General features: G+C 67.2%; 21 protein-coding genes. 9 read left to right on the plus strand and 12 right to left on the minus strand.

Annotated elements, in window-relative coordinates; translation table 11 throughout:
- Positions 1–87: 87 nt before the first annotated feature.
- Both O4G76_RS17125 and O4G76_RS17130 read left to right on the plus strand, forming a co-directional pair.
- Positions 88–501 carry a cytochrome c gene (locus O4G76_RS17125; RefSeq protein WP_269398461.1) on the plus strand — a complete coding sequence of 138 codons (414 nt, stop codon included), beginning with the start codon at positions 88–90 and terminating at the stop codon, positions 499–501.
- 2 nt (positions 502–503) lie between these two features.
- Positions 504–1,241 (plus strand): VIT1/CCC1 transporter family protein, encoded by a 738-nt coding sequence (locus O4G76_RS17130; RefSeq protein WP_269398462.1) that lies wholly within the window; start codon positions 504–506, stop codon positions 1,239–1,241.
- Between the two features lie 11 nt (positions 1,242–1,252).
- Here the strand turns inward: O4G76_RS17130 and O4G76_RS17135 are convergent, their stop codons facing one another.
- Positions 1,253–1,480, minus strand: a complete 228-nt coding sequence (locus O4G76_RS17135; RefSeq protein ID WP_269398463.1) for a TCP-1/cpn60 chaperonin family protein — start codon at positions 1,478–1,480, stop codon at positions 1,253–1,255.
- A gap of 131 nt (positions 1,481–1,611) precedes the next feature.
- Positions 1,612–3,513: an ATP-dependent zinc metalloprotease FtsH gene (gene ftsH, locus O4G76_RS17140; protein WP_269398464.1), complete on the minus strand. Its 1,902-nt coding sequence runs from the start codon at positions 3,511–3,513 to the stop codon at positions 1,612–1,614.
- Positions 3,514–3,680: 167 nt separating this feature from the next.
- Here ftsH and O4G76_RS17145 point away from each other — a divergent pair, with 167 nt between their 5' ends.
- On the plus strand, positions 3,681–3,986 hold the full coding sequence (locus O4G76_RS17145; protein ID WP_269398465.1) for a hypothetical protein: 306 nt from the start codon (positions 3,681–3,683) through the stop codon (positions 3,984–3,986).
- A gap of 63 nt (positions 3,987–4,049) precedes the next feature.
- Here the strand turns inward: O4G76_RS17145 and O4G76_RS17150 are convergent, their stop codons facing one another.
- From O4G76_RS17150 to fnrL, 3 genes are all read right to left on the minus strand, one after another.
- Positions 4,050–4,484, minus strand: a complete 435-nt coding sequence (locus O4G76_RS17150; RefSeq protein WP_269398466.1) for a universal stress protein — start codon at positions 4,482–4,484, stop codon at positions 4,050–4,052.
- A gap of 464 nt (positions 4,485–4,948) precedes the next feature.
- Positions 4,949–5,956, minus strand: a complete 1,008-nt coding sequence (locus tag O4G76_RS17155) for a zinc-dependent alcohol dehydrogenase family protein (RefSeq protein ID WP_269398467.1) — start codon at positions 5,954–5,956, stop codon at positions 4,949–4,951.
- A gap of 41 nt (positions 5,957–5,997) precedes the next feature.
- Positions 5,998–6,723 carry a transcriptional regulator FnrL gene (gene fnrL / locus O4G76_RS17160; protein WP_269398468.1) on the minus strand — a complete coding sequence of 242 codons (726 nt, stop codon included), beginning with the start codon at positions 6,721–6,723 and terminating at the stop codon, positions 5,998–6,000.
- 242 nt (positions 6,724–6,965) lie between these two features.
- Here fnrL and O4G76_RS17165 point away from each other — a divergent pair, with 242 nt between their 5' ends.
- The 3 genes from O4G76_RS17165 (at position 6,966) to O4G76_RS17175 (ending at position 10,183) form a co-directional block, all read left to right on the plus strand.
- Positions 6,966–7,970 carry a 2-hydroxyacid dehydrogenase gene (locus O4G76_RS17165; protein WP_269398469.1) on the plus strand — a complete coding sequence of 335 codons (1,005 nt, stop codon included), beginning with the start codon at positions 6,966–6,968 and terminating at the stop codon, positions 7,968–7,970.
- A gap of 249 nt (positions 7,971–8,219) precedes the next feature.
- Complete coding sequence (locus O4G76_RS17170) at positions 8,220–8,669, plus strand: TadE/TadG family type IV pilus assembly protein (RefSeq protein WP_269398470.1); 450 nt, start codon at positions 8,220–8,222, stop codon at positions 8,667–8,669.
- Positions 8,666–10,183, plus strand: a complete 1,518-nt coding sequence (locus O4G76_RS17175) for a pilus assembly protein TadG-related protein (protein ID WP_269398471.1) — start codon at positions 8,666–8,668, stop codon at positions 10,181–10,183. The genes O4G76_RS17170 and O4G76_RS17175 overlap by 4 nt, the downstream gene beginning before the upstream one ends.
- A 349-nt stretch (positions 10,184–10,532) precedes the next feature.
- Here the strand turns inward: O4G76_RS17175 and O4G76_RS17180 are convergent, their stop codons facing one another.
- Complete coding sequence (locus O4G76_RS17180) at positions 10,533–11,438, minus strand: LysR family transcriptional regulator (RefSeq protein WP_269398472.1); 906 nt, start codon at positions 11,436–11,438, stop codon at positions 10,533–10,535.
- Between the two features lie 105 nt (positions 11,439–11,543).
- Between O4G76_RS17180 and O4G76_RS17185 the strand changes: the two genes are divergently transcribed.
- On the plus strand, positions 11,544–12,626 hold the full coding sequence (locus O4G76_RS17185) for an NAD(P)/FAD-dependent oxidoreductase (RefSeq protein ID WP_269398473.1): 1,083 nt from the start codon (positions 11,544–11,546) through the stop codon (positions 12,624–12,626).
- A 15-nt stretch (positions 12,627–12,641) separates the two neighbouring features.
- Here O4G76_RS17185 and O4G76_RS17190 read toward each other — a convergent pair whose 3' ends face one another.
- From O4G76_RS17190 to O4G76_RS17200, 3 genes are all read right to left on the minus strand, one after another.
- A complete protein-coding gene (locus O4G76_RS17190) occupies positions 12,642–13,154 on the minus strand; it encodes a hypothetical protein (protein WP_269398474.1) in 513 nt (170 codons plus the stop codon).
- A 74-nt stretch (positions 13,155–13,228) separates the two neighbouring features.
- Positions 13,229–14,176, minus strand: a complete 948-nt coding sequence (locus O4G76_RS17195; protein WP_269398475.1) for an SDR family oxidoreductase — start codon at positions 14,174–14,176, stop codon at positions 13,229–13,231.
- Positions 14,177–14,246: 70 nt separating this feature from the next.
- Positions 14,247–15,272: an aldo/keto reductase gene (locus O4G76_RS17200; protein ID WP_269398476.1), complete on the minus strand. Its 1,026-nt coding sequence runs from the start codon at positions 15,270–15,272 to the stop codon at positions 14,247–14,249.
- A gap of 120 nt (positions 15,273–15,392) precedes the next feature.
- Here O4G76_RS17200 and O4G76_RS17205 point away from each other — a divergent pair, with 120 nt between their 5' ends.
- Positions 15,393–15,989 carry a TetR/AcrR family transcriptional regulator gene (locus O4G76_RS17205; RefSeq protein ID WP_269398477.1) on the plus strand — a complete coding sequence of 199 codons (597 nt, stop codon included), beginning with the start codon at positions 15,393–15,395 and terminating at the stop codon, positions 15,987–15,989.
- Positions 15,990–16,185: 196 nt separating this feature from the next.
- Here O4G76_RS17205 and O4G76_RS17210 read toward each other — a convergent pair whose 3' ends face one another.
- The 3 genes from O4G76_RS17210 to O4G76_RS17220 all read right to left on the minus strand — a co-directional run bounded on the left by O4G76_RS17210 (position 16,186) and on the right by O4G76_RS17220 (position 18,483).
- Entirely contained in the window at positions 16,186–17,172 is a 987-nt protein-coding gene (locus O4G76_RS17210) for a zinc-dependent alcohol dehydrogenase family protein (protein WP_269398478.1), read from the minus strand.
- A 110-nt stretch (positions 17,173–17,282) separates the two neighbouring features.
- On the minus strand, positions 17,283–18,077 hold the full coding sequence (locus O4G76_RS17215) for an SDR family NAD(P)-dependent oxidoreductase (protein ID WP_269398479.1): 795 nt from the start codon (positions 18,075–18,077) through the stop codon (positions 17,283–17,285).
- 37 nt (positions 18,078–18,114) lie between these two features.
- On the minus strand, positions 18,115–18,483 hold the full coding sequence (locus O4G76_RS17220) for a DoxX family protein (protein WP_269398480.1): 369 nt from the start codon (positions 18,481–18,483) through the stop codon (positions 18,115–18,117).
- Positions 18,484–18,613: 130 nt separating this feature from the next.
- On the opposite strand from O4G76_RS17220, the gene O4G76_RS17225 reads away from it, so the two are divergent.
- Positions 18,614–19,519, plus strand: coding sequence for a LysR family transcriptional regulator (locus O4G76_RS17225; protein WP_269398481.1), 906 nt, complete (start codon positions 18,614–18,616; stop codon positions 19,517–19,519).
- The last annotated feature ends 107 nt before the right edge of the window (positions 19,520–19,626 follow it).

The following is a 19,626-nucleotide window of genomic DNA, read 5'->3' on the forward strand; positions in this document are numbered from 1 at the left end:
TCCGGCACCCCCGGGGCTGCCTTGATGCAGGTCAAGGCCCATGGCGCGTTCACCGGCCAAGCTGGGGCCGCAGCAAAGGAGCCGATCATGCGACCGTTACTCCCTTTCGTTCTTCTCATCGCCGGCACGACGCAGGCGCAGGAGGTGGAGGACCCGCTTTCGATTGAGGCGGGCCACGATCTCTACATGGTGTTCTGCCAGTCCTGCCACGGCCCGGAGGCTCGCGGTGACGGGCCCTTCGCCGAGATGCTCAGGCGCGCGCCGCCGGATCTCACCCGCCTGTCGGAGCGCAATGGCGGCAGCTTTCCGGTCGCCCGCGCCACGCGCCAGATCGACGGCCGCGATCCCCTGCTGGGCCATGGCGGCGAGATGCCGGTCTTCGGACCGGTCTTCGACACCGATTTCGGCACGCTTTCGACCCAGTCCGGCCAGCCGGTGCTGACCAGCCAGTCGATCACCGACCTGATCCACTGGCTCGAGAGCATCCAGGTCGCAGGCTGAGCATGCTGCGTTTCGGCCAGCGTCCCGCCGATCATGGCCACGGCCGGGCCGAGATCGCGCAACGTCTGGCCCGCGCCGGGCAAGGCGGGCATCTGAAGGATGCGATCTACGGCGCGATGGACGGGGCGGTGACGACCTTCGCCATCGTCGCAGGCGTGCAGGGCGCCGGGCTGTCGCCCGCGATCATCCTCGCGCTGGGTGCCGCCAACCTCCTGGCCGACGGGTTCTCGATGGCGGCGGGCAACTATGCCGGCACCAAGGCCGAGCGCGACGACGCCGCCCGGCTCAGGGCGGTCGAGGAGCGTCACATCGATCTCTACCCCGAAGGCGAGCGCGAGGAGATCCGCCAGATCCTCGCGGCCAAGGGCCTCGACGGTTCGGTTCTGGAGCGCGCGGTGACCGCGATCTCGCGCGACCGCCGCGCCTGGGTGGAGCTGATGCTGGTCGACGAATACGGGCTGAGCCCGAGGGCCCCGGCCCCTCTGCCCGCCGCGCTGGTGACATTCGCGGCCTTCCTCACCGCCGGCCTGGTGCCGCTCGCGCCCTTCACGCTCGGCCTCGGGGCGGCTTTCGGTCTGTCGATCGCCATGACCGGGGCCGCCTTCTTCGCGATCGGCGCGCTGAAGAGCCGCTGGTCGCTGGCGCCGTGGTGGCGCTCGGGCCTCGAGACGCTGGCGATCGGCGGCACGGCAGCCGCGATCGCCTATCTGGTCGGATCGCTGTTTCGCGGGATCGGCTAGAGGATATCCGGCTATCGCAACCCGAACTCCGCGGGATGTCGCTCCTCCGCCGCGAGCGTAGCCACTTCGGTCATCGTGGCCTCGGTCAGCAGCAGCGTGCCCGCGACGGACACAGCGTTCTCCAACGCGACGCGAACCACCTTCGTCGGGTCGAGAATGCCTTCCCCCACGAGGTCCACGTATTCGCCCCTCGCGGCGTCGTAGCCGTGATGGCCGTTGCGCTTGATCGGCCCGGCCACCACCCCTCCATCAGCCGCGGAGCTCTCGGCGACCAGCCGGGCCTTTGGAGGACCCCGTATCTGGTGCGATGGAAACGGGCGCACCCGGTCGCCTCGGCTTCTGGCGGACCGATCAGGGCGCCGATCCCTCGTCAGGGACACGCCGCCACCTGCGGGGCGATCACGGTGGCTCTCCCTTCCGGATCGAGACAGCGGCGGATCTCGTCGGCATCGAGGGTTTCCCGCGCCTCCAGCGCCTCGACCAGGTTGTCGATCTCCGCGCGGTGCCGTTCGAGGATCTCGGTCGCCCGGCGCTCCGCGTCCTTGAGCAGCGCCATCACCGCCCGGTCGACCCGGGCCGCCGTCTCGTCGGCATGGCTGCACGGCTGCGCGATGGACTGGCCGATGAAGGGATGGTCTTCGCTCTGCTTCAGATCGACCGGGCCGAGCGCCTCGTCCATGCCCCAGCGCGACACCATGGCGCGCGCGAGCCCGGTGGCGCGGCGGATGTCGTCGTCGGCCCCGGAGCTGACCGACCCGAGCAGCGTCCGCTCGGCCGCCCGTCCGCCGAGCAACGCGACCAGCTGCCCGCGCAGATAGGCCTCGTCGAGCGTGTGGCGCTCCGCCTCGGGCAGCATGTGCGTGCCGCCCAGCGCGCGGCCGCGTGGAATGATCGTCACCTTGAACAGCGGGTCGGCGCCGGGTGTGTAAAAGGCGGCAGCGGTGTGCCCGGCCTCGTGAACCGCGAGCCGGTGCCGTTCCTCGGGGCGGATCGCCAGCGAGCGGACGGTGCCCATCATCACCTTGTCGCGCGCCTCCTCCAGATCGGCGCGGGTGATGCCCGTCCCGCTGCGCCGCGCCGCCATGATCGCGGCCTCGTTGAGCAGGTTCTTCAGATCCGCGCCGGAAAATCCCGGCGTGCCGGCGGCGATCGCATCGAGATCCTCCGCGTTCGTCAGCGGCAGGCGTCCGGCATGGATGTCGAGGATGGCGCGCCGTGCGGCCCGGTCGGGCAGTTCGAGCGTGACGTGCCGGTCGAAGCGGCCCGGGCGCAGCAGCGCCGGGTCGAGCACGTCGGGCCGGTTGGTCGCCGCCAGCACGACCACCGCCTCGCGCCCGCCGAAGCCGTCGAGCTCGGCGAGGATCTGGTTCAGCGTCTGCTCGCGCTCGTCATGCCCCCCGCCCAGCCCGGTGCCGCGGGTCCGGCCGATGCTGTCGAGTTCGTCGATGAAGATCACCGCCGGGGCTGCAGCCCGCGCGGCCTCGAACATCTTGCGCACCCGGCCAGCCCCCACGCCGACGAAGATCTCGATGAATTCGGAGCCCGAGGTCGAGAAGAACGGCACGTCGGCCTCGCCGGCCAGCGCCTTGGCCAGAAGCGTCTTGCCGGTGCCCGGCGGCCCGACCAGCAGCACGCCATGCGGCACCTCGGCGCCGACGCGCTGGAACCGGTCCGCGTCGCGCAGGAACTCGACAAGCTCGGCCACCTCGCGCTTGGCCTGGTCCTGCCCGGCCACGTCGTCGAAGGTGACCTCCTGCGCCGGTCGGCTGGGCTTGGTGAAACGGCCACCCAGCAGCCCGCCCGCGCCGAAGCCGCCCGCCCCCGGGCCGAGGCCACCGGCCATCCGCCCGATCAGGCGGCGCTGCAGCCAGAAATACGCTCCGAGGATCACGACCCATGGCAGCAGCAGGCTCAACAGCGAGATGTCTCGCGGCTCTGTCGCGCTCACCTCGACCCGCATCGTCTCGAGCAGGGGCAGCAAGCCGGGATCTCCCTGGACCGGCGTCACCGCCCGGTACCGCGTCTCGCCGCTGCCTGTGGTTCCGGGGGCGGACACGACGATGCCGTGCTCCTGCAATTCGGCGCTGGCGACCTCGCCCGTCTCGATCATGCGCTTGACGGCGCTGTAGGAGATTTCCTCGGGCACCTCGTCGGGCAGAAACCAGATCGCGCCCAGTATCAACACCGCCCAGAAGACCCCGACCCATAGCCACTGATTGGCCAGCGGCCAGCGCGGACCGGGCTCCGGAGATCGCTTGTCCCTGTCCGTCATCACGCCCCTCCCGCGTCCGATCGCGGAACGGGTCTACCGGATGGCCGGTTCTCCGGCCTTGATGCAGGTCAAGCCGGGCGATCGCGTCATGCCAGAGCCTGTTTGCGGGAGGTCAAGGCATCTCGATCCGGCTGGCGCTATGCCAACGGCGCGAAAGGAGACGGCCAATGTATGCAAGCCGAGCCGAGGCCGGGCAGCGGCTGGCGCCGCTCCTCGCGGATCTGCGCCTGCAACGACCTATCGTCGTCGCACTACCGCGCGGCGGAGTGCCGGTCGCCATTCCGGTCGCGCTGGCGCTGAATGCACCGCTGGACTTGTTGATGCTCCGCCAGATTGGAACGCCCGGCGCCAAGGAGGTGGCGCTCGGCATGGAGGTCGCCCTCCTGCTCGTGCTGGGAGTCAAGGCCTCTCATTGCGGCTTGCGGCCGAAGCGGGGCCTGCCGGGACGCGCCCGCGATCCCCCTGCGTGGTAAAGACCGGACTTCGGGCCGGTCGGTCACGGTCATGCCGTTTCCCGGCCAACGGGCCCTAGCCGCTCAGCCCGGCAAGGTCACATCCTCGCGCACCAGCAGGACCGATGCCGCGACATGCGTGGCGACGTGGCCGCCATGCGACGGCCAGAAGTAATCTCCTGCGCCGGGGCGGTGACTGGCCATGATCACCAGATCCGGATTCAGCCCATCGATCTCCCTCGAGAGGAAATGGTCGAGATCGCCGGACAGGTCGTTCACCACGAACATGTGCGAGGCGGCTTCGGCGCCGTCGACCTCCGAGCGGGAGGCGACGAAGGCGCGGAGCTTTCCTTCGAACTCCTCGGGGCTGCGGGCGATCGTGCTCGGGGCCGAAGGGGTCGCTGAAATGTAGGTGACCCTTGCCCCGTAATGGCGGGCCGCGTCCGCCGCGACCCGCAGCGCACGCTGCATCTGGTCCAGGTGCCGCAGGTCAACGGGCACCACGATATGTCTGAACATCCTAGCCTCCATTCGATTAGAAGCGCGGGAGCCGCCCCGCGCAGCTGCGGCAGGCCGGCCCAGGGGGGCAACGGCTCACGCTCCGGGGGCCGGAGCGCTCATGCGGCGACCACGAAACCGAGACGCGCGGGTCCGAGGCCGGAACCAGTGAAGTCGAGCAGGGCCGACTGGATCGTCGCTCAATCGGTGCCCCCTTCTCTTCGCCTTCGAGGTCGAAGCTGTGGCCTCGATCTAGCATCCACTGCCACCGTGCCTCACCGGCACTGTCGCTTCATGCCACGAACGGAGGGCCCCGGGTTTGACCGAGGTCAAGGATGGGCGATTTTCGCCATGATGTCTGCTACCGAGGGGCCTGCCCGGACCTCGCGATGCCTTCCGGTGCATGGGCCGCCGCGTGGCATGGCGACGCTTCAGCGATGGCACGTGGGGCTCGTCACGCCCTTGCCGCACCGGGCCCATCTGCTTCAGCTTTGCCTTAACGGCACAAGCACCGCCGCCCCCTGCAAGCGCCCGGATCTCAGATCCTCCAACGCCTCGTTCGCCGACTGCAGCGGATAGGCGGTAGCATGGGTCTCGATGCCCGCCGCGAGGGCGCGCGCGAGGAAGTCGCGCCCGTCGGCCCGGGTCAGATTGGCGACGGATCGGATGGACCGCTCCTCCCAGAGATCGGCATAGGGAAAGGCGGGAATGTCGCTCATATGGATGCCGCCGCAGACCACCGTGCCGCCCTTGCGCACCCTTCTGAGCGCCAACGGCACCAAGGCTCCCACCGGTGCGAAGATCAGCGCGACGTCGAGCGACACGGGAGGCGAACTGTCGGAATCTCCGGCCCAGACCGCCCCGAGACTGCGCGCGAAGGCCTGCCCCTCGGTGTCGCCGGGCCGGGTGAAGGCATAGACTTCCTGCCCCCGCGAGGTGCAGAACTGGCACAGCAGATGCGCCGCCGCGCCGAAGCCGTAGATTCCGATCCGCCGGGCGGGGCCGGCCAGCCGAAGCGTCCTGTAGCCGATCAGCCCGGCGCAAAGGAGCGGCGCCAATGCCACGGGATCGGCCGCATCCGGTAGCGGGAACACGAAGCGTGCATCGGCCACGCAATGCTCGGCATAACCGCCGTCACGGGTATAGCCGGTGAAAAGCGGCGCATCGCACAGGTTCTCGCGATCCTCCTCGCAATATCCGCAGCACCCGCAGCTGCGCCCGAGCCAGCCAATCCCGACCCTCTGGCCGATCGCCGGAACCGTCATGCCCGCCCCCAAACCCTCGACCCGCCCGACGATCTCGTGGCCGGGAATCAACGGCAGAACGGGGTCCGCGAGTTCGCCGTCGAGAATATGCAGGTCGGTCCGGCAGACGCCGCAGGCCTCCACCCTCAGGCCGATCTCGCCGGGTTCTGGTAGAGGACGCTCGACCTCGCGCCATTCGAGCGGTGTGCCCGGCCTCGCCAGAACCATCGCATGCATCGAACCGGCCATGGGCAGATTTCCCGTTGCAGGCCGCCCGACCGGGGGGCGCGTCAGGCCATGATCGCGTCGTCGCCGGTCTCGCGCTTCAGCCGGTCGAGATCGGGGATGAGGATACGCCGCCTGTCGTCGAGCGCGATCACCCCTTCGCGGCCGAGCTGGCTGATCTGGCGGCTCACCGTTTCGATGGTCAGGCCGAGATACTCCGACATCGCCTCGCGCGTCAGCGGCAGGTCGAGCCGCAGGTCGCCGGATCTCGGCACCATGTCGAAGCTCGCCTCGCGCCGGGCGACCGAGACCAGAAGGCTTGCGATGCGCTCGCGCGCGGTCTTGCGGCCCAGCACCATCATCCATTCGCGCGCCGCGTCCAGCTCGTCGAGTGTCATCTCCAGAAGCCGCCCCGCGACATGCGGCATCTCCGCGAGCAGCCGCTCGAACGGCGCGCGGCGAAAGCAGCACAGGGTCACGTCGCTCGCGGCCGCCACGTCGTAGGGCGCGATGTCGCGGCCCGGCCGGCCGATGAAGTCCGAGGGCAGCAGAAGCCCCACCATCTGCACCCGCCCGTCCTCGAGCGTCTGCGACATGGTGGCAATGCCCGAGACCACCGAGCCCACGAAGCTCAGCTCGTCGCCGGCCCAGACGATCTTCTGCCCGGCCTCGTAGCTGCGGTAGAACTTGACCTCTTCGAGCCGCGCCAGCTCGGTCTCGTCGCACCGCGCGCAGACGGCCCGATGGCGGATACCGCAATCGGCGCAGCGCAGGTTCAGTCGGGGCGTCATCCCGGTTCTCCTTGCTGGACCATCAAAGGTTACCACCGAACGACGAAGAGGAGTAGCGCGAGACGATTCGACCTCGCGTCTTCGGCACCGAAGCACCCATGGCCATTTTCGGCGGATGGCCCTCCGGGAGCATCTCGGTCCAAGAATCCCCGCCGACGGACCCGCGCGTGCTAGGCTGGGACAGGCTCGAGGCCCATGCATCAATTGAGAACAGCGGCGTTTCCCGAACCGGAGGGCAGATCATGCATGTCGCCGTCTTTTCGGCCAAGCCCTATGACATCGCCTATCTGACCGCGGCCAACGCGGCCGATCCCGGGCACGACCTGCGCTTCCACGCGGCAAGGCTCGCGCCCGGCACCACGGCGCTCGCGCGTGGGGCCGAGGCGGTCTGCGCCTTCGTGAACGACAGGCTCGACCGGCAGGTGCTGGAGGCGCTCGCGGCCGTCGGTGTTCGGCTGGTGGCGCTGCGCAGCGCCGGCTTCAACCATGTCGACCTCGCCGCCGCCAAGGCCGCCGGCATCGCCCTGTGCCGCGTCCCGGCCTATTCCCCGCACGCGGTCGCCGAGCACAGCCTTGCGCTGATCCTCACCCTGAACCGCAAGACGCACCGCGCCTGGGCCCGGGTGCGAGAGGGCAATTTCGAACTCGACGGGCTGATGGGCTTCGACCTGCATGGCAAGACGGTCGGCGTCGTCGGCACGGGGCGGATCGGATCGATCCTGGCGCGGATCCTGCTGGGCTTCGGCTGCCGCGTCGTCGCGCATGACCCGAACCCCGACCCTGACTGCCTGGCCCGTGGCGTCGCCTATCTCGAGCTCGCCCCCCTGCTCGCGGCAAGCGACATCGTCACCCTGCAATGCCCGCTGACCGCGCAGACCCATCATCTCATCGACGACCGGGCGGTGGCGCGGATGAAGACCGGGGCCATGCTGATCAACACCAGCCGCGGCGCGGTAATCGACACCCGCGCGATCATCCGCGGGCTCAAGAGCGGCCGGATCGGGAGCCTCGGCCTCGACGTCTACGAGGAAGAGGGGGAGCTCTTCTTCGAGGACCTGTCGAACCGGATCATTCCCGACGACGTCTTCGCGCGGCTCCTGACCTTCCCGAACGTGCTGATCACCGGCCATCAGGGTTTCTTCACCACCGAGGCGCTCACCGCCATCGCCGAGACCACCCTCGCCAACATCACCGCCTTCGAGCGCGACGGCGCCCCCCTTCATCCCGTTCCGGGTCCGCTGGCGTAGCCGGCCTGCGACCATCCGTCCGCATCCGAGCCTAGGATCGGGGCGCCCATGGATCAGCCCAATCTTCGAAGCGCGCGACCGGCGTCGCTTGATCGTGGCATAAACCGAAGCCCCACCACGTCAGACCCTCCCTCCGACAAACCACCTGACGAGGGAAACTGCGGCTTTCATTCCGCCCGGCCGAGGTCCGATCTCCGCCGCAAGGCTGAGGCAAGATCGGGGCTCAACGACCGACAACAAGCAGGTTCAATGGCACGACCCCTTCGCGCGCGTCGTCAGAATGACGGCACTTGCCCCCATCCGCAGAGGCCCCCAAGACTCCTCGCCTCCCTGGTCAGAAGCGACCAAGGCACAGCCACCGTCGAATTCGTCCTGTGGCTGCCGGTGATGGTGGTCGTCCTGCTCGTGGCCGCCCAGGGGGCCATGCTGTTCATGGTGCAGGCCGATTACGGATCGCTCGCGCGCGATACCGCCCGGCTGATCTCGCGACATGCGATGACCATCACCGAGGTGGATGCCTACATCGCCTCCCGCACCCTGATCGGGGGTGCCCCCGAAGCCACGGTCCAGATCGCCAATGGTCTCGTGACGGTCACGCTTACCAAGCCGGCCCTCGAAGTGGCGGCCATCGATGTCCTGAACCTCACAGAGGGCTTCGAGCTCACCGCCTCCGTCACCCAGAGCCTCGAGCCGAGATGACCCCCCGGCCCTTCCTGCGATGGTGGTCGAACGAGGATGGCTCGACCGTCTTCAGCCTGTTCTGGACCCTCGTCCTGATGGCTCTTGCCGGCCTCGCGGTCGATCCGGTCAATGCCTGGCGTCACAAGCAGTTCCTGAAGCAGACGGCGGACGTCTCGGCTCATGCCGCGGTGGTCGCCCTGGCCACCGGAGCCGATCCGGTCGGGATACGCAGCGCGGCCCGGCAGGCCGTATATACCAATCTCGACGCGGATCGTGTCGGCGAGGTTCTGGCCGATCCCGAGCGGGACATCGAACTGCTGAGCTACGATCCAGCCACCAACACCGCGCGCTCCGCCGCTGGTGATCCGGCCAATGCTGCGCTGGTGCGGCTCCAGCACAGCAAGGCCCAGGACAACGTCATTCCCTTCACCTTCCTGAGGGTGGCCTCGCTCTTCTCGGACGGCGACGGTTTGGCAGGCTGGGAGGTGACCGCCGAAGGCGTGGCGGCGCAGGTGCCGACAACGCGCTGCAAAGGGGCGGACATGCTGCTTGCCGGCGGCACGCTGCACCTATCGGCCAACAACAGCTTCGCGGCCGGCTACTGTGTGCATGCGCAGGAGAATGTCTGGATGCCGCAGAACAACAGCTTCGCGTCGGGGGCCAGTGTCAGCATGCCGAACCTGACCGACTGCAAGAACAAGTGCGACGACAGGTCCAATCCCGGAGCCGGTCAGGCTTCGAACGAAATGAACCTGCCGGTGCCCGAACTCGACCAGTTGATCGACCGCCTGGAGGACGCCTTCGTCTTCGAGGCGCGGAGCCCTGAGAAGACGGCCTTCTTCGACGGCAAGTCCGGTCTCGGCAGTCTCCTGCCTCTGGCGGAGATTGGATACCCGGTGACCGCGCTGACCCGGGGTGCCGTGGTTCACCTGTCACGCGACGACTTTCAGCTTCTGCCGGTGATACCGCCAGGTCTGGTCTATGACGTCGCCTGCGACGGGCGGATCGCCTCTCTCGGTCGTGCGACGCAAGGCAAAGGTGGCGGCAAGAACAAGATTTCCCTGCCGAACCCGGTAAACGGCGGTGGGAGCTCGGTATCGCTGAACTCGGTGAATGCCGGCAGCCTGCGCGACATCGCCCTCGTCACCGACTGCGAGATCGAGCTCGGCAACAAGGTCGACATCTCCGGCTCGCTGCTGGTCTCCACCCGATCGGGGTTGAAGGCGTCGAGCCAGTCGCGGATCGGCGCCGCCGCCGGCAACTGCGATCCCCGCGACCGAACCACCGTTCTCGTACGCGGCGATATCCACATCCCGGGCGGCTTCAGCGGCTCGAACACCTCGTTCCTGACCGCCGGCAGCCTGCACATGTCCGGGGCGGGAAACAGTGGCCGCCACCACGGCGTCAGCATGATGGCCCAAGGCGACATTCATATCACGGCGGGCCATGATTTCGTTGCTTGCAAAACGGAGCCAGCGCTTCAGCCGCAGGCCCTGATGATCCGGCATGTGGAGCCAAGGCTCGTCAGGTGACCCCCACCTCGGTGAAATGGACCAAGCCCATGCTTCGGCCCTTCCGGGTCGTGGGGGCTGACGAAGACCAATCCAGAGCTGCGGACAAGGACCTTGCCCTCCGTGGAGGCCTTGAACCGCTGGTGCGGACGATCAACGGCAAGGTGGATATCCGCATCAGGAATGACAGCTACGGCGCATCAACGAGGCCTGGTCCTCGCAGAGATGACACGCCCCGTATGTTGGCGACCATTCTGCCGGTTCGGATCGAAATTGATACGCTCCGCACTGATGGCGTCAGATCAGCCCTCGCACATTTCAGACAGGAAGGGGTTCTGACGCTATGGCCGATCAGGCATGAGCCGTGGTTTCAGCTCGGCCCTTCTGCCAACAGGGCGAACCCATTCCAGATGGCGGCGGCTACCGGGCCGGTGACGGGGCGGGCTTGGCGGAAGGCATAGACCCTGGTTTCGAAGGGGAGATGGGTGTGCGGAAGAGCGATTTCCTGCAACGCTCCCCGCTCGAGGTCGCCGGCGATCATGTGCTCCGGCAACCGACCCCAGCCGAGGCCGGCCACCAGCAGTGCCCTTTTGCTGTGCAGGTCGGCGACATACCAGCGGCGCTGACCCTTCTGCACGCCGATCTCGCGATCGAAAAGACCGGTGGCCTGCCCGCTGTCTTGCGCGATCACCTGGGTGAAGCGGCGCAGCTCCGTGAGCCGCCCGAGCGTCCCCATCGCCGCGATCAAGGCCGGCGCGGCGACATTGCGCATGATGACACGGCCGATGGGCCGGTGCTCGAAACCCTCTTCCTCAAGCATCACCGGCAGCATCGGGGCCACCGCCAGAGCCGCTCTGCCGGATTTCACCGCGTCGATGGCGCCCGACAGCACTTCGGCACGCAGAACGACCCGTGTTTCCGGAAAGGCGGTCTGAATCCGGCCCAGTACCGGCGTCACCAGATCGGGATCGGTGCCCGCGTCGATGGCGAGCGTCACCGTCTCTTCCCGCCCCTCCTCGAAATGTCGCACGAGTTGAGCGAGATCATCCGCCTCGGCCAGAACCCGCAGCGACTGCAGATAGACCCGCCGGCCGATCCTCGTCAGTTCGAGGCGGTAGCCGGAGCGGTCGAAAAGCTCGGTCCCGGTCTGGACTTCCAGCGCCTTGAGCGCCTGGCTCACGGCCGGCTGGGTGCGGTGCAGCCGCTCGGAGGCCGCCTTGACCGAGCCCGTCTCGACGACGGCCCGCAGAACCCTGAGTTGGTCGAGCTTCACCATGCGCCCTCGTGAAGAGATACTTATATAGATCGGTGAAAAGTATAAATATTAATACAGACCTGTTGCCCTTATCTCAGTCCCGACACCGCAGAAAGGCATCCTTCCATGACCCAGCACATCGCGATCGTCGGCGGCGGCTATATCGGCGCCGAGCTGGCCAAGTCCCTCGACACCAAGGCCGAGGTGACGCTGATCGAGGCGCGCAGCCATTTCGTCCACGCCCCGGCGATGATCCGCGGCGTGGTCGATCCCGCGCTGCTCGACCGGGCGCTCATCCCCTATGACGGCCTGCTGAAGCGGGGCCGCGTCGTACGGGCCCGCGCCGCCTCGGTGGACGCCACCGGCGTCATGCTGGAGGACGGGCGCCGCATCGCTGCGACCCAGGTGGTCGTGGCCACCGGCTCCGGCAACGCCGCGCCGTTCAAACCCAAGGGGGACGACATCGCCGCCTTCCGCGACGAGAATGCGCGCGTCCATGCGCAACTGCAGGCCGCGACGAGCGTCGCCATCGTTGGCGCCGGGGCCGTCGGCACCGAGCTTGCCGGCGAGATCGCCCATGCGATGCCGAACAAGCGGATCACCCTGATCTCGGGCCAGCCGCGCCTGTTTCCAGACAAGCCGCCAGCATTCGGCGCCAAGCTGGCCCGGAAGCTCGAACGGGCCGGCGTCCGGCTGATCCTCGGGCAGCGTGCCGAGGGCCTTGAAAACCTGACCGATCCCCATGCCGGCAGCCTGCGGCTCGCGGATGGATCGGAACACGAATTCGACCTGATCTTCCCCACCCTCGGTTCGCGCGCCAATTCGGACCTTCTGCGGAGCTTGCCGGGGGCTGAATTCGGCTCCGCCGGGCGCATCAGAGTCGATCCTTGGCTTCGGCCCTCCTCCCTGCCCAACGTCTTCGCCGCGGGCGACGTGGCGGATGCCGGCGATGCGATGACCATCGTGGCGACGAGCCGCCAGTTGCCATGGCTGAAGAAGGCCCTGCTGAGCCTTGGCAAGGGTACGCCGATCGAGCGGATCAAGCCCTATGCACCATGGGGCGAGAGGGCGCCTCTGCTGCTTCCGCTCGGGCCGAGAATGGGCAGTTCTTTCCTTGGCATCATGACCGCCGGCGATTTCCTGACGCGCAAGATGAAGGGCGAGGGCCTGTTCGTGAAGAAATACCGCAAGCTGCTCGGGCAGGTCTAAGGTTATTGGACGCGTTCAGGGGTGCCCAAACCCCTCCGCGAGGGACAGTTGCGCCCGGTAGGCCCCCAGCCGGGCGTGGGCGGTGCTGTCGACGAGAATGAGAGCCGTGACCATGGCGATGGCGGTGATCAGGCTGGCCCGCCAGAGCGGCCCATCGAGGAAGGGGATCGCCATCGCGCAGAGGGCGATGATCGCCGGAAAGACCCGGAACACCGCGATGCGGTAGTCGTTCAGCACCTTGTCGGCGCGGGCGATCTCGGCGGCGACGAAGCCCGCGGGATCGCCTCCCAGGGCCGTCGGGACGGTCGCCAGCCGGGCTTGGGCTGGAAAGAACAGGCCCCCGCCGAGGATCAGGAGCAGCCCGCCTGCGACCAGCATCGGGATCACATAGGCCCGGGCCATATCGGTCGTGCCGAGCTGCCGGAAGCCCAGACCTGCCAGCGCGAAGGCCAGCCCGAAGGCAATGAAGACGGCGGCAGAGTGCAGTTCGAACCGTGCCCAGTCGGATGCGGTCTTGGCGATGTCCATGGGGTGACCTTTCTGTCGCGTGGCGGGCATGGGCGGCGGGACCGATCATCCCGGCTCCGCCGCCCGGCACCAACTCACAATTGCCAGCTGAAGCCGGTGTCCTTCTCCGAGCGTTCCCAGAGCCTGACCATGACCGGCTTGTCGTAAGCGTGAGCGTTCAGCGTGCCACGGCCGACCGGGCCGACAACCTCCAGACGACCGGTGGGGCCATAGAGGGCGCGTTGCTCCAAGCCATCCTCCGTCGCGCACATGACCTCAGGGTAGGAGCCTTGTTCGGCGGTTTGAACCAGCGGCGTCTTGGTCATGATGTGGAACATCAGCCGCATGAACCGGCTTCCGCTCGTCGTGATGAGCGACGTGGCTGACGAGCCGGGGTGGCAGACATAGACCTCGACGTTCCGCCCGGCGGTCTTCAGCCGGTCCTGAAGCTCGTAGGCGAACATCATCTGCGCCAGCTTGCTCTGGGAATAGGCGGTGTTCGGACCATAGCCCTCGTTCCAGTTCATGTCGTCGAAGCGGATCGTCTTGAGCCCCATGTTGTAGCCGAGGCTGGCGACGACGACGATCCGGCCCTTCGCTTCCTCGATGCGGTCGAACAGCATCCCGCACAGCGTGAAGTGGCCGTAATGATTGGTGCCGAGTTGGCTCTCGAAGCCGTCGGGGGTCAGCTTGCGCGTCGGCACCTGGGCGATGGCGGCGTTGCAGATCAGCGCATCGATGCGTGGGGTGGTCTTGAGCAGCTCTTCGGCCGCCATGCGGACGGAGGCCTGCTCCGCGAGGTCCATGCGGATGAAGCGCACGGGTGCGGCGGCACCGAATTCCTCGCGTAGCTCGTTCACGGCGGCGGCGGATTTCTCGGCGCTGCGGTTCAGCATCACCACTTCCGCACCCTTGCCCAAGAGGATGCGCGCGGCCTGAAAGCCCGCGCCGGCATTGGCGCCGGTGATGACATAGGTCTTGCCTGCGAGGTTGCCGAGGCGTTCGGGCGTCCAGCCCTTGGGTCCGAAACTCGTGTCAGCCATCTGCCTGATCCTTGATATGCGTATATGGGGGAGAAGCGCCCGGCCCTGGACCGGGCGCCATGTCATTCGCTCAGTCGTGGAGCTGGCCGAACAGCGTGTCACCGCGCCGCCAGACCGGCAGGTAGCCGGGGTATTCGGGCTTGAGCGCGCTCACCTCGTCGAGCCGCGCCATCTCCTCGTCACTCAGCACGATGTCGGCGGCACCGAGGTTGTCGATCAGCTGCGCTTCCTTGCGGGCGCCGACGATGACGCTGGTGACGCCCGGCTTGTGCAGCAGCCAGGCCAGGGCGATCTGCGCCACAGAGGCGTTCTTCTCCTCGGCGATCGCGGCCAGCGCATCCACCACGTCATAGCCCTGGTCCTTGTTGACCGGCGGGTATTCAAAGGCGGCGCGGCGGCCCGAGACCTCGCTGTCGCGGGTGTATTTTCCGCTCAGGAAACCACCGGCGAGCGGGCTCCAAATGAAGGTGCCAAGGCCAAGGTCCATCGCAGCCGGCAGGATCTCGCGCTCGAGCTCGCGGCCGACGAGGGAGTAGTAGGACTGCACCGAGGCAAAGCGCTCGGTGCCCAGAAGCCGCGCGACCCCGTCCGCCTTGGCGATCTGCCAGGCAGCGAAGTTCGACAGGCCGATGTAGCGCACCTTGCCCTGCCGCACGAGATCGTCGAGCGCGCGCAGCGTCTCTTCCAGCGGCGTGGTGACGTCGAAGTTGTGCACCTGGTAGAGGTCGATGTAGTCGGTGCCCAGCCGCTTCAGGCTGCCTTCCACCTCGCGCATGATGGCCAGACGGCTGGTGCCCAGGTCGTTCGGGCCGGTGCTCATGGTGTTGTAGAGCTTGGTGGCGATGAGGTTGTCCTGACGCCGGTCACCCAGGGCCACGCCCAGCATCTCTTCCGATACGCCGGAGCTGTAGACATTGGCGGTGTCGAAGATGTTGATGCCCGCCTCGATGGCCAGATCGACCATCCGGGTGGCGAGGCCTTGACCGGTGGCACCGATCATCCCGGCATAGCTGCCGCCCTCATTGTCGAAGGTCATGGTGCCGAGCGTCAGCTCCGAGACGTAGAGACCGGTATGTCCGAGTTGCTTGTACTTCATCGTGGGGCCCTCCGGCGCCGCAGCGCTTGCGTTTGTAAACCGTGGTGTTTACATAGGTGAAGGCAGCGGGCGATGTAAACCACTGTGTTTACAAAATCGCGGCGCGGCGGGACGGGATCGATGAAACTAACTGATAAAAAACGAAAAGATATTCTGGAGGCGGCGATCCAGGAGTTCCGCGAGCAGGGCTTCCCGGCCGCGCGGGTGAACCGGATCGCGGAACTGGCCGAGGTATCCAAGCGCACGCTCTACAAGCATTTTGAGAGCAAGGAGCTGCTGTTTCAGGCCATCACCGATATCCTGCTCGAAGAGATCGCGGCCATGCCGAAGCTGCGCTACCGACCCGACGCGCCGCTACGCGAGCAATTGGTCGCGGCGGTTCGGGACTACATCGGCCATCTGACCGGCGAGCAATATATGGGCCTGAACCGGCTGGTGATGTCCGAACTCCTGCGCGATCAGGATCTGGCGCAGGCCTTCTTCGCCAAGGCCGCGATGCAGGACGGTCCGATCTCCGGGCTGATCGGCGAGGCGATGCAGGCGGGCGTGCTGCGCCAAGCCGAACCCGGTTTTGCCGCGGGCCAGTTGCTGTCGATGGTGAAGCACTTTCTGGTCTGGCCGCAGTTCCTGATGGGCGCCAAGGCGGAGGTCGACCCGGATGTCGTCATCTCCGACTGCGTCGACATGTTCCTCGCCCACTACGGCCCGGAAAGCTGAGGGCGCCCTTCCCGAAAGGGACGCCATGCCCCTGCGGGACCAGAGGCTTCGGAGAGCACAGGCGGGGCCCGTCGGTTTCCGCCCGGTGGCCGGACCAGCGGGACGGTGGCCGCGGACCGACACGCAGCAGCAAAGCCGAAGATCAGCGTGACCGGGCGCCGCAGACCGGCGCCCGATCGATGGCCCGATCGGAGGATCAGACCTCCACGACCACCTTGCCCATGGCCTCGCCGCTCTTCAGCCGGGCATAGGCTTCGCCGACCTCGGCCAGGCCGAAGCGCTGCTCGTCCAAGAGCGGCTTCACGGCCCCCGCATCCACGAGTTTGGCAAGGTCGGCCAGTATCGCGCCATGCGCCTCGCGACCGACATCGTGAAGCATCGGCAGCAGCATGAAGACGACATGCAGCGACAAGCCCTTGAAATGCACGGGCGAGAGGTCGAGGGCCAGCAGCGCGACGGTCGAGACGACCTGTGCGTTCAGCGCCGCCGCCGCGAAGGAGTTGGTCATGTTCTCACCGCCGACCGTGTCGAAGACCACGTCGAACCCGGCGCCGCCGGTATGGGCGGCGACATAGGCCTCGACCGTCTCGGTCTGGTAGTCGATGGACATCGCCCCGAACTCTTCGATCGCCGCCAGCTTGGCCGCGCCGGTGCCGGTCGACCACACGTCCGCCCCGAGATGCCGCGCAATCTGTACGGCGAGATGGCCGACGCCTCCGGCCCCGCCCTGTACGAGCACCTTCTGACCACGGCCGACCCCGGCGCGGTGCAGGCCCTCCCACGCAGTGATGCCCACCAACGGAAGCGCCGCGGCCTCGCGCATGCTCAGCGATGTCGGCTTGGGCGCGATCAGACGCGCATCGGCCAGCATGTATTCGGCCAGCGCGCCCTGCAGGTCGGCGAGGCCGCCGGCGCAGCCATAGACCTCGTCGCCTACAGCAAAACCTGTGACGCCCTCACCCAGTTCCTCGACGATGCCCGCAAAGTCCATGCCGAGAATGGCAGGCAGATCGGGCGACAGCGGAAGATCCTTGCCCATGTCCCTGATCATCGTGTCGACGGTGTTGATGCTCGTCGCCTTGACGCGAACGAGGACATGCCCGGGCTTCACGGACGGACGCTCGGTCTCCGCCGGGGTGAAGGCGGCGTCGGGTCCGTAGTCGTTCAGGATCATCGTCTTCATCGGGAACTCCGGATGATGGTTGCGTTGATCCCCAGATACGACACTTGGCTTCTGGCTATAACGGAGGCAATTCCAGCTTCAGTTTTCGGCCCAAGAATATAATTCGAAGATCAGGCTCGCCCCTCTTTGCCCGCGAGTTCGCGGATTGCCGCCATCACCTCGGCCACCTGTGCCGCGTCTCGCGCCGCCGGATGGGGCTCGGCGAAGTCTCCGCTGTCATTGTCGAAATAGCGGCCCGACGCCTCCGCGAACGTCTCCGACAGCGCCGCACGGCGCAGGATGTCGGCCCCGATCGACAGGTCGTTGCCCGCGACACCGAAGCCTTCCTTGACCATCTTCGAGGCCAGCAGCGACCCGGGATTGACGGCGATGAAAGCGGGCCCGTCGGGGTGGTCCTTCGCCATCTCCCGCGTCCAGATCGTGATCGCCAGCTTGCTCTGCGCGTAGGCCCCCATGTGGTCGAGGCCCCGTTCGCCGCGCAGCGCCGCGACCTCCACAGGTGCCTGCGCCGCCGAGGACAGGTTCACCACGCGACCCGATGTCGGGATGATCGGCAGCAGTCGCCGCGTCAGCAGATAGGGCGCGATGGTGTTGACCACGAAGCGGGTGTCGAGGCCCTCCGGCGTACGCGCCTGCGCGGTCTTGAAGACGCCCGCATTGTTGATCAGCACGTCGAGGCGGTGGTGGCGCGCGAGGATTTCCTCGGCGAAACCCTCGACCTCGTCCAGCCGCGACAGGTCCGCCCGGTAGGTTTCGGGCGTGCCCCCCACCTCCTTGGCCGCAATCTCGAGCTTCTCGGCGCTGCGCCCGTGGAGCAGGACGGTGTGACCCTCGCCGGCAAGCGTCTTGGCGGTCAAAAGGCCGATGCCGTCCGTCGCGCCGGTGATCAGGATGGTCTTGGACATCGCATGTCTCCTCAAGCTAGGTGGGGGTCGCGCCCGCTCAGGTCCGATCAGGGGCGGCTAGCACCGCGCCGTGGCCCGGCCAAAGCAGGATCGCAGGGAGCGTGGCTGTTACCATCGCCGGAACGCCTTTCTTCCAAGTGTCCCAAGCAAGGTGGCAGACGATCGCGCCGAGCGAAGTGCCCAGCAGCGCCAGCCCACCAAGCGGCCCGAGCCAGCTCGACCGGTCCCAGATGGCGACCGCGCCGAACAGCTCCACGAGACCGACAAGGGCCATGATCCGGCGATTGAGCCCGTATTTCACGAACATCGCGAGCTGGGTCTCGAAGATGAACTGCTGCCAGCCGAACAGCTTGATCGAGCTCGCGAACAGGAAGAAGGCCGACAGCAAGGCGATGATGACGATCATGAAGCGGAGTTCCGGGAATTGAGCCGATGGGCTTCGAATGCAGTCGGGGCACGGCCAAGATATAGCTTGCGAACGCCCGATGAAGCTGCGCCATTCGGAAATGATTTTTCTGTTTGGGTATATAATCCCGATGGACACCGACAATCTCCGCCTCTTCGTGATGGCGGCCGAGCGGCTCAACATCTCTGCCGCGGGGCGCGAACTGGGTCTCGCGCCCGCCGTCGCGAGCGCACGCCTTGCCAAGCTGGAGCAGGAGCTCGGCGCGGAGCTTCTGCGCCGCACCACCCGCAAGGTGTCACTGTCGCTGGAGGGGTCGGATTTCCTGCCCTATGCCCGCGAGATCCTCGCCCAAGCGGATGCGGCCCGTGCGGCCCTCGGAGGCAGCGACGCCGGTCCGAAGGGCACGCTGCGCTTCGCCGCGCCGAGCAGCTTCGCGCAGCTGCACATCATGCCGCTGCTGCCGGAGTTCCACGAACTCTACCCCGACCTCACGCTCGACCTGCGCCTGTCCGACACGCGTTTCGACGCGATCGAGGGCAGCTTCGACCTCGCGCTGCGCAGCGGCCCTCTGGCCGACAGCAGCCTGAAGGGGCGCAAGCTCGCCGACGACACCCGCGTCCTTTGTGCCTCGCCGGGCTATCTCGAGAGACACGGCAGCCCGGCCAGGCCAGCCGATCTGGCAGGCCACCAGCTCATCGCCTGGAGCAATCTCGAGCCACGGGAGCTGGTGAACGCCGCCGGAGAAACGGCCTTGCTGGACCCGGCCCGCATGATCTGCCGAACCATCATGGATGACGGCGATGCGCAGCGCGAGGCGACCCTCGCCGGGGCCGGGCTGTCGATGAACTCGCTTTGGAACGTCGCCCATGAGATCGCAACGGGCCGGTTGGTCCGGGTTCTTGCAGGATGGAAGATGAACGATCGCTCGGTGCTCTGGCTGGTCTATCCGCGCACCAACGTGCTGACCCCGAAGACGCGGATCTTCATGGACTTCCTGATCGAGCGGCTGGCCGGTCACGCGGGCTGGAGCGAGTGAGCGGCCACCACAATTTCCGTCCGGAGGCAGCGCGACATGGGTAGGAAACTTCGGCAGAACAGTTTCAGGGTGCAGTACTCGTCCCGTACCGAAGCTGCCATGCTCTC

Source organism: Limimaricola sp. G21655-S1 (assembly GCF_027213785.1).
In the GTDB taxonomy this organism is placed as follows: Bacteria; Pseudomonadota; Alphaproteobacteria; order Rhodobacterales; family Rhodobacteraceae; genus Limimaricola.

Bases quoted from the DNA above. Each gene is read 5' to 3' on its own strand.
- O4G76_RS17125 (WP_269398461.1), top strand. From the start codon at position 88: ATGCGACCGTTACTCCCTTTCGTTCTTCTCATCGCCGGCACGACGCAG.
- O4G76_RS17130 (WP_269398462.1), top strand. From the start codon at position 504: ATGCTGCGTTTCGGCCAGCGTCCCGCCGATCATGGCCACGGCCGGGCC.
- ftsH (WP_269398464.1), bottom strand. From the start codon at position 3,513: ATGACGGACAGGGACAAGCGATCTCCGGAGCCCGGTCCGCGCTGGCCG.
- O4G76_RS17145 (WP_269398465.1), top strand. From the start codon at position 3,681: ATGTATGCAAGCCGAGCCGAGGCCGGGCAGCGGCTGGCGCCGCTCCTC.
- O4G76_RS17150 (WP_269398466.1), bottom strand. From the start codon at position 4,484: ATGTTCAGACATATCGTGGTGCCCGTTGACCTGCGGCACCTGGACCAG.
- O4G76_RS17155 (WP_269398467.1), bottom strand. From the start codon at position 5,956: ATGGCCGGTTCGATGCATGCGATGGTTCTGGCGAGGCCGGGCACACCG.
- fnrL (WP_269398468.1), bottom strand. From the start codon at position 6,723: ATGACGCCCCGACTGAACCTGCGCTGCGCCGATTGCGGTATCCGCCAT.
- O4G76_RS17165 (WP_269398469.1), top strand. From the start codon at position 6,966: ATGCATGTCGCCGTCTTTTCGGCCAAGCCCTATGACATCGCCTATCTG.
- O4G76_RS17170 (WP_269398470.1), top strand. From the start codon at position 8,220: ATGGCACGACCCCTTCGCGCGCGTCGTCAGAATGACGGCACTTGCCCC.
- O4G76_RS17175 (WP_269398471.1), top strand. From the start codon at position 8,666: ATGACCCCCCGGCCCTTCCTGCGATGGTGGTCGAACGAGGATGGCTCG.
- O4G76_RS17180 (WP_269398472.1), bottom strand. From the start codon at position 11,438: ATGGTGAAGCTCGACCAACTCAGGGTTCTGCGGGCCGTCGTCGAGACG.
- O4G76_RS17185 (WP_269398473.1), top strand. From the start codon at position 11,544: ATGACCCAGCACATCGCGATCGTCGGCGGCGGCTATATCGGCGCCGAG.
- O4G76_RS17190 (WP_269398474.1), bottom strand. From the start codon at position 13,154: ATGGACATCGCCAAGACCGCATCCGACTGGGCACGGTTCGAACTGCAC.
- O4G76_RS17195 (WP_269398475.1), bottom strand. From the start codon at position 14,176: ATGGCTGACACGAGTTTCGGACCCAAGGGCTGGACGCCCGAACGCCTC.
- O4G76_RS17200 (WP_269398476.1), bottom strand. From the start codon at position 15,272: ATGAAGTACAAGCAACTCGGACATACCGGTCTCTACGTCTCGGAGCTG.
- O4G76_RS17205 (WP_269398477.1), top strand. From the start codon at position 15,393: ATGAAACTAACTGATAAAAAACGAAAAGATATTCTGGAGGCGGCGATC.
- O4G76_RS17210 (WP_269398478.1), bottom strand. From the start codon at position 17,172: ATGAAGACGATGATCCTGAACGACTACGGACCCGACGCCGCCTTCACC.
- O4G76_RS17215 (WP_269398479.1), bottom strand. From the start codon at position 18,077: ATGTCCAAGACCATCCTGATCACCGGCGCGACGGACGGCATCGGCCTT.
- O4G76_RS17220 (WP_269398480.1), bottom strand. From the start codon at position 18,483: ATGATCGTCATCATCGCCTTGCTGTCGGCCTTCTTCCTGTTCGCGAGC.
- O4G76_RS17225 (WP_269398481.1), top strand. From the start codon at position 18,614: ATGGACACCGACAATCTCCGCCTCTTCGTGATGGCGGCCGAGCGGCTC.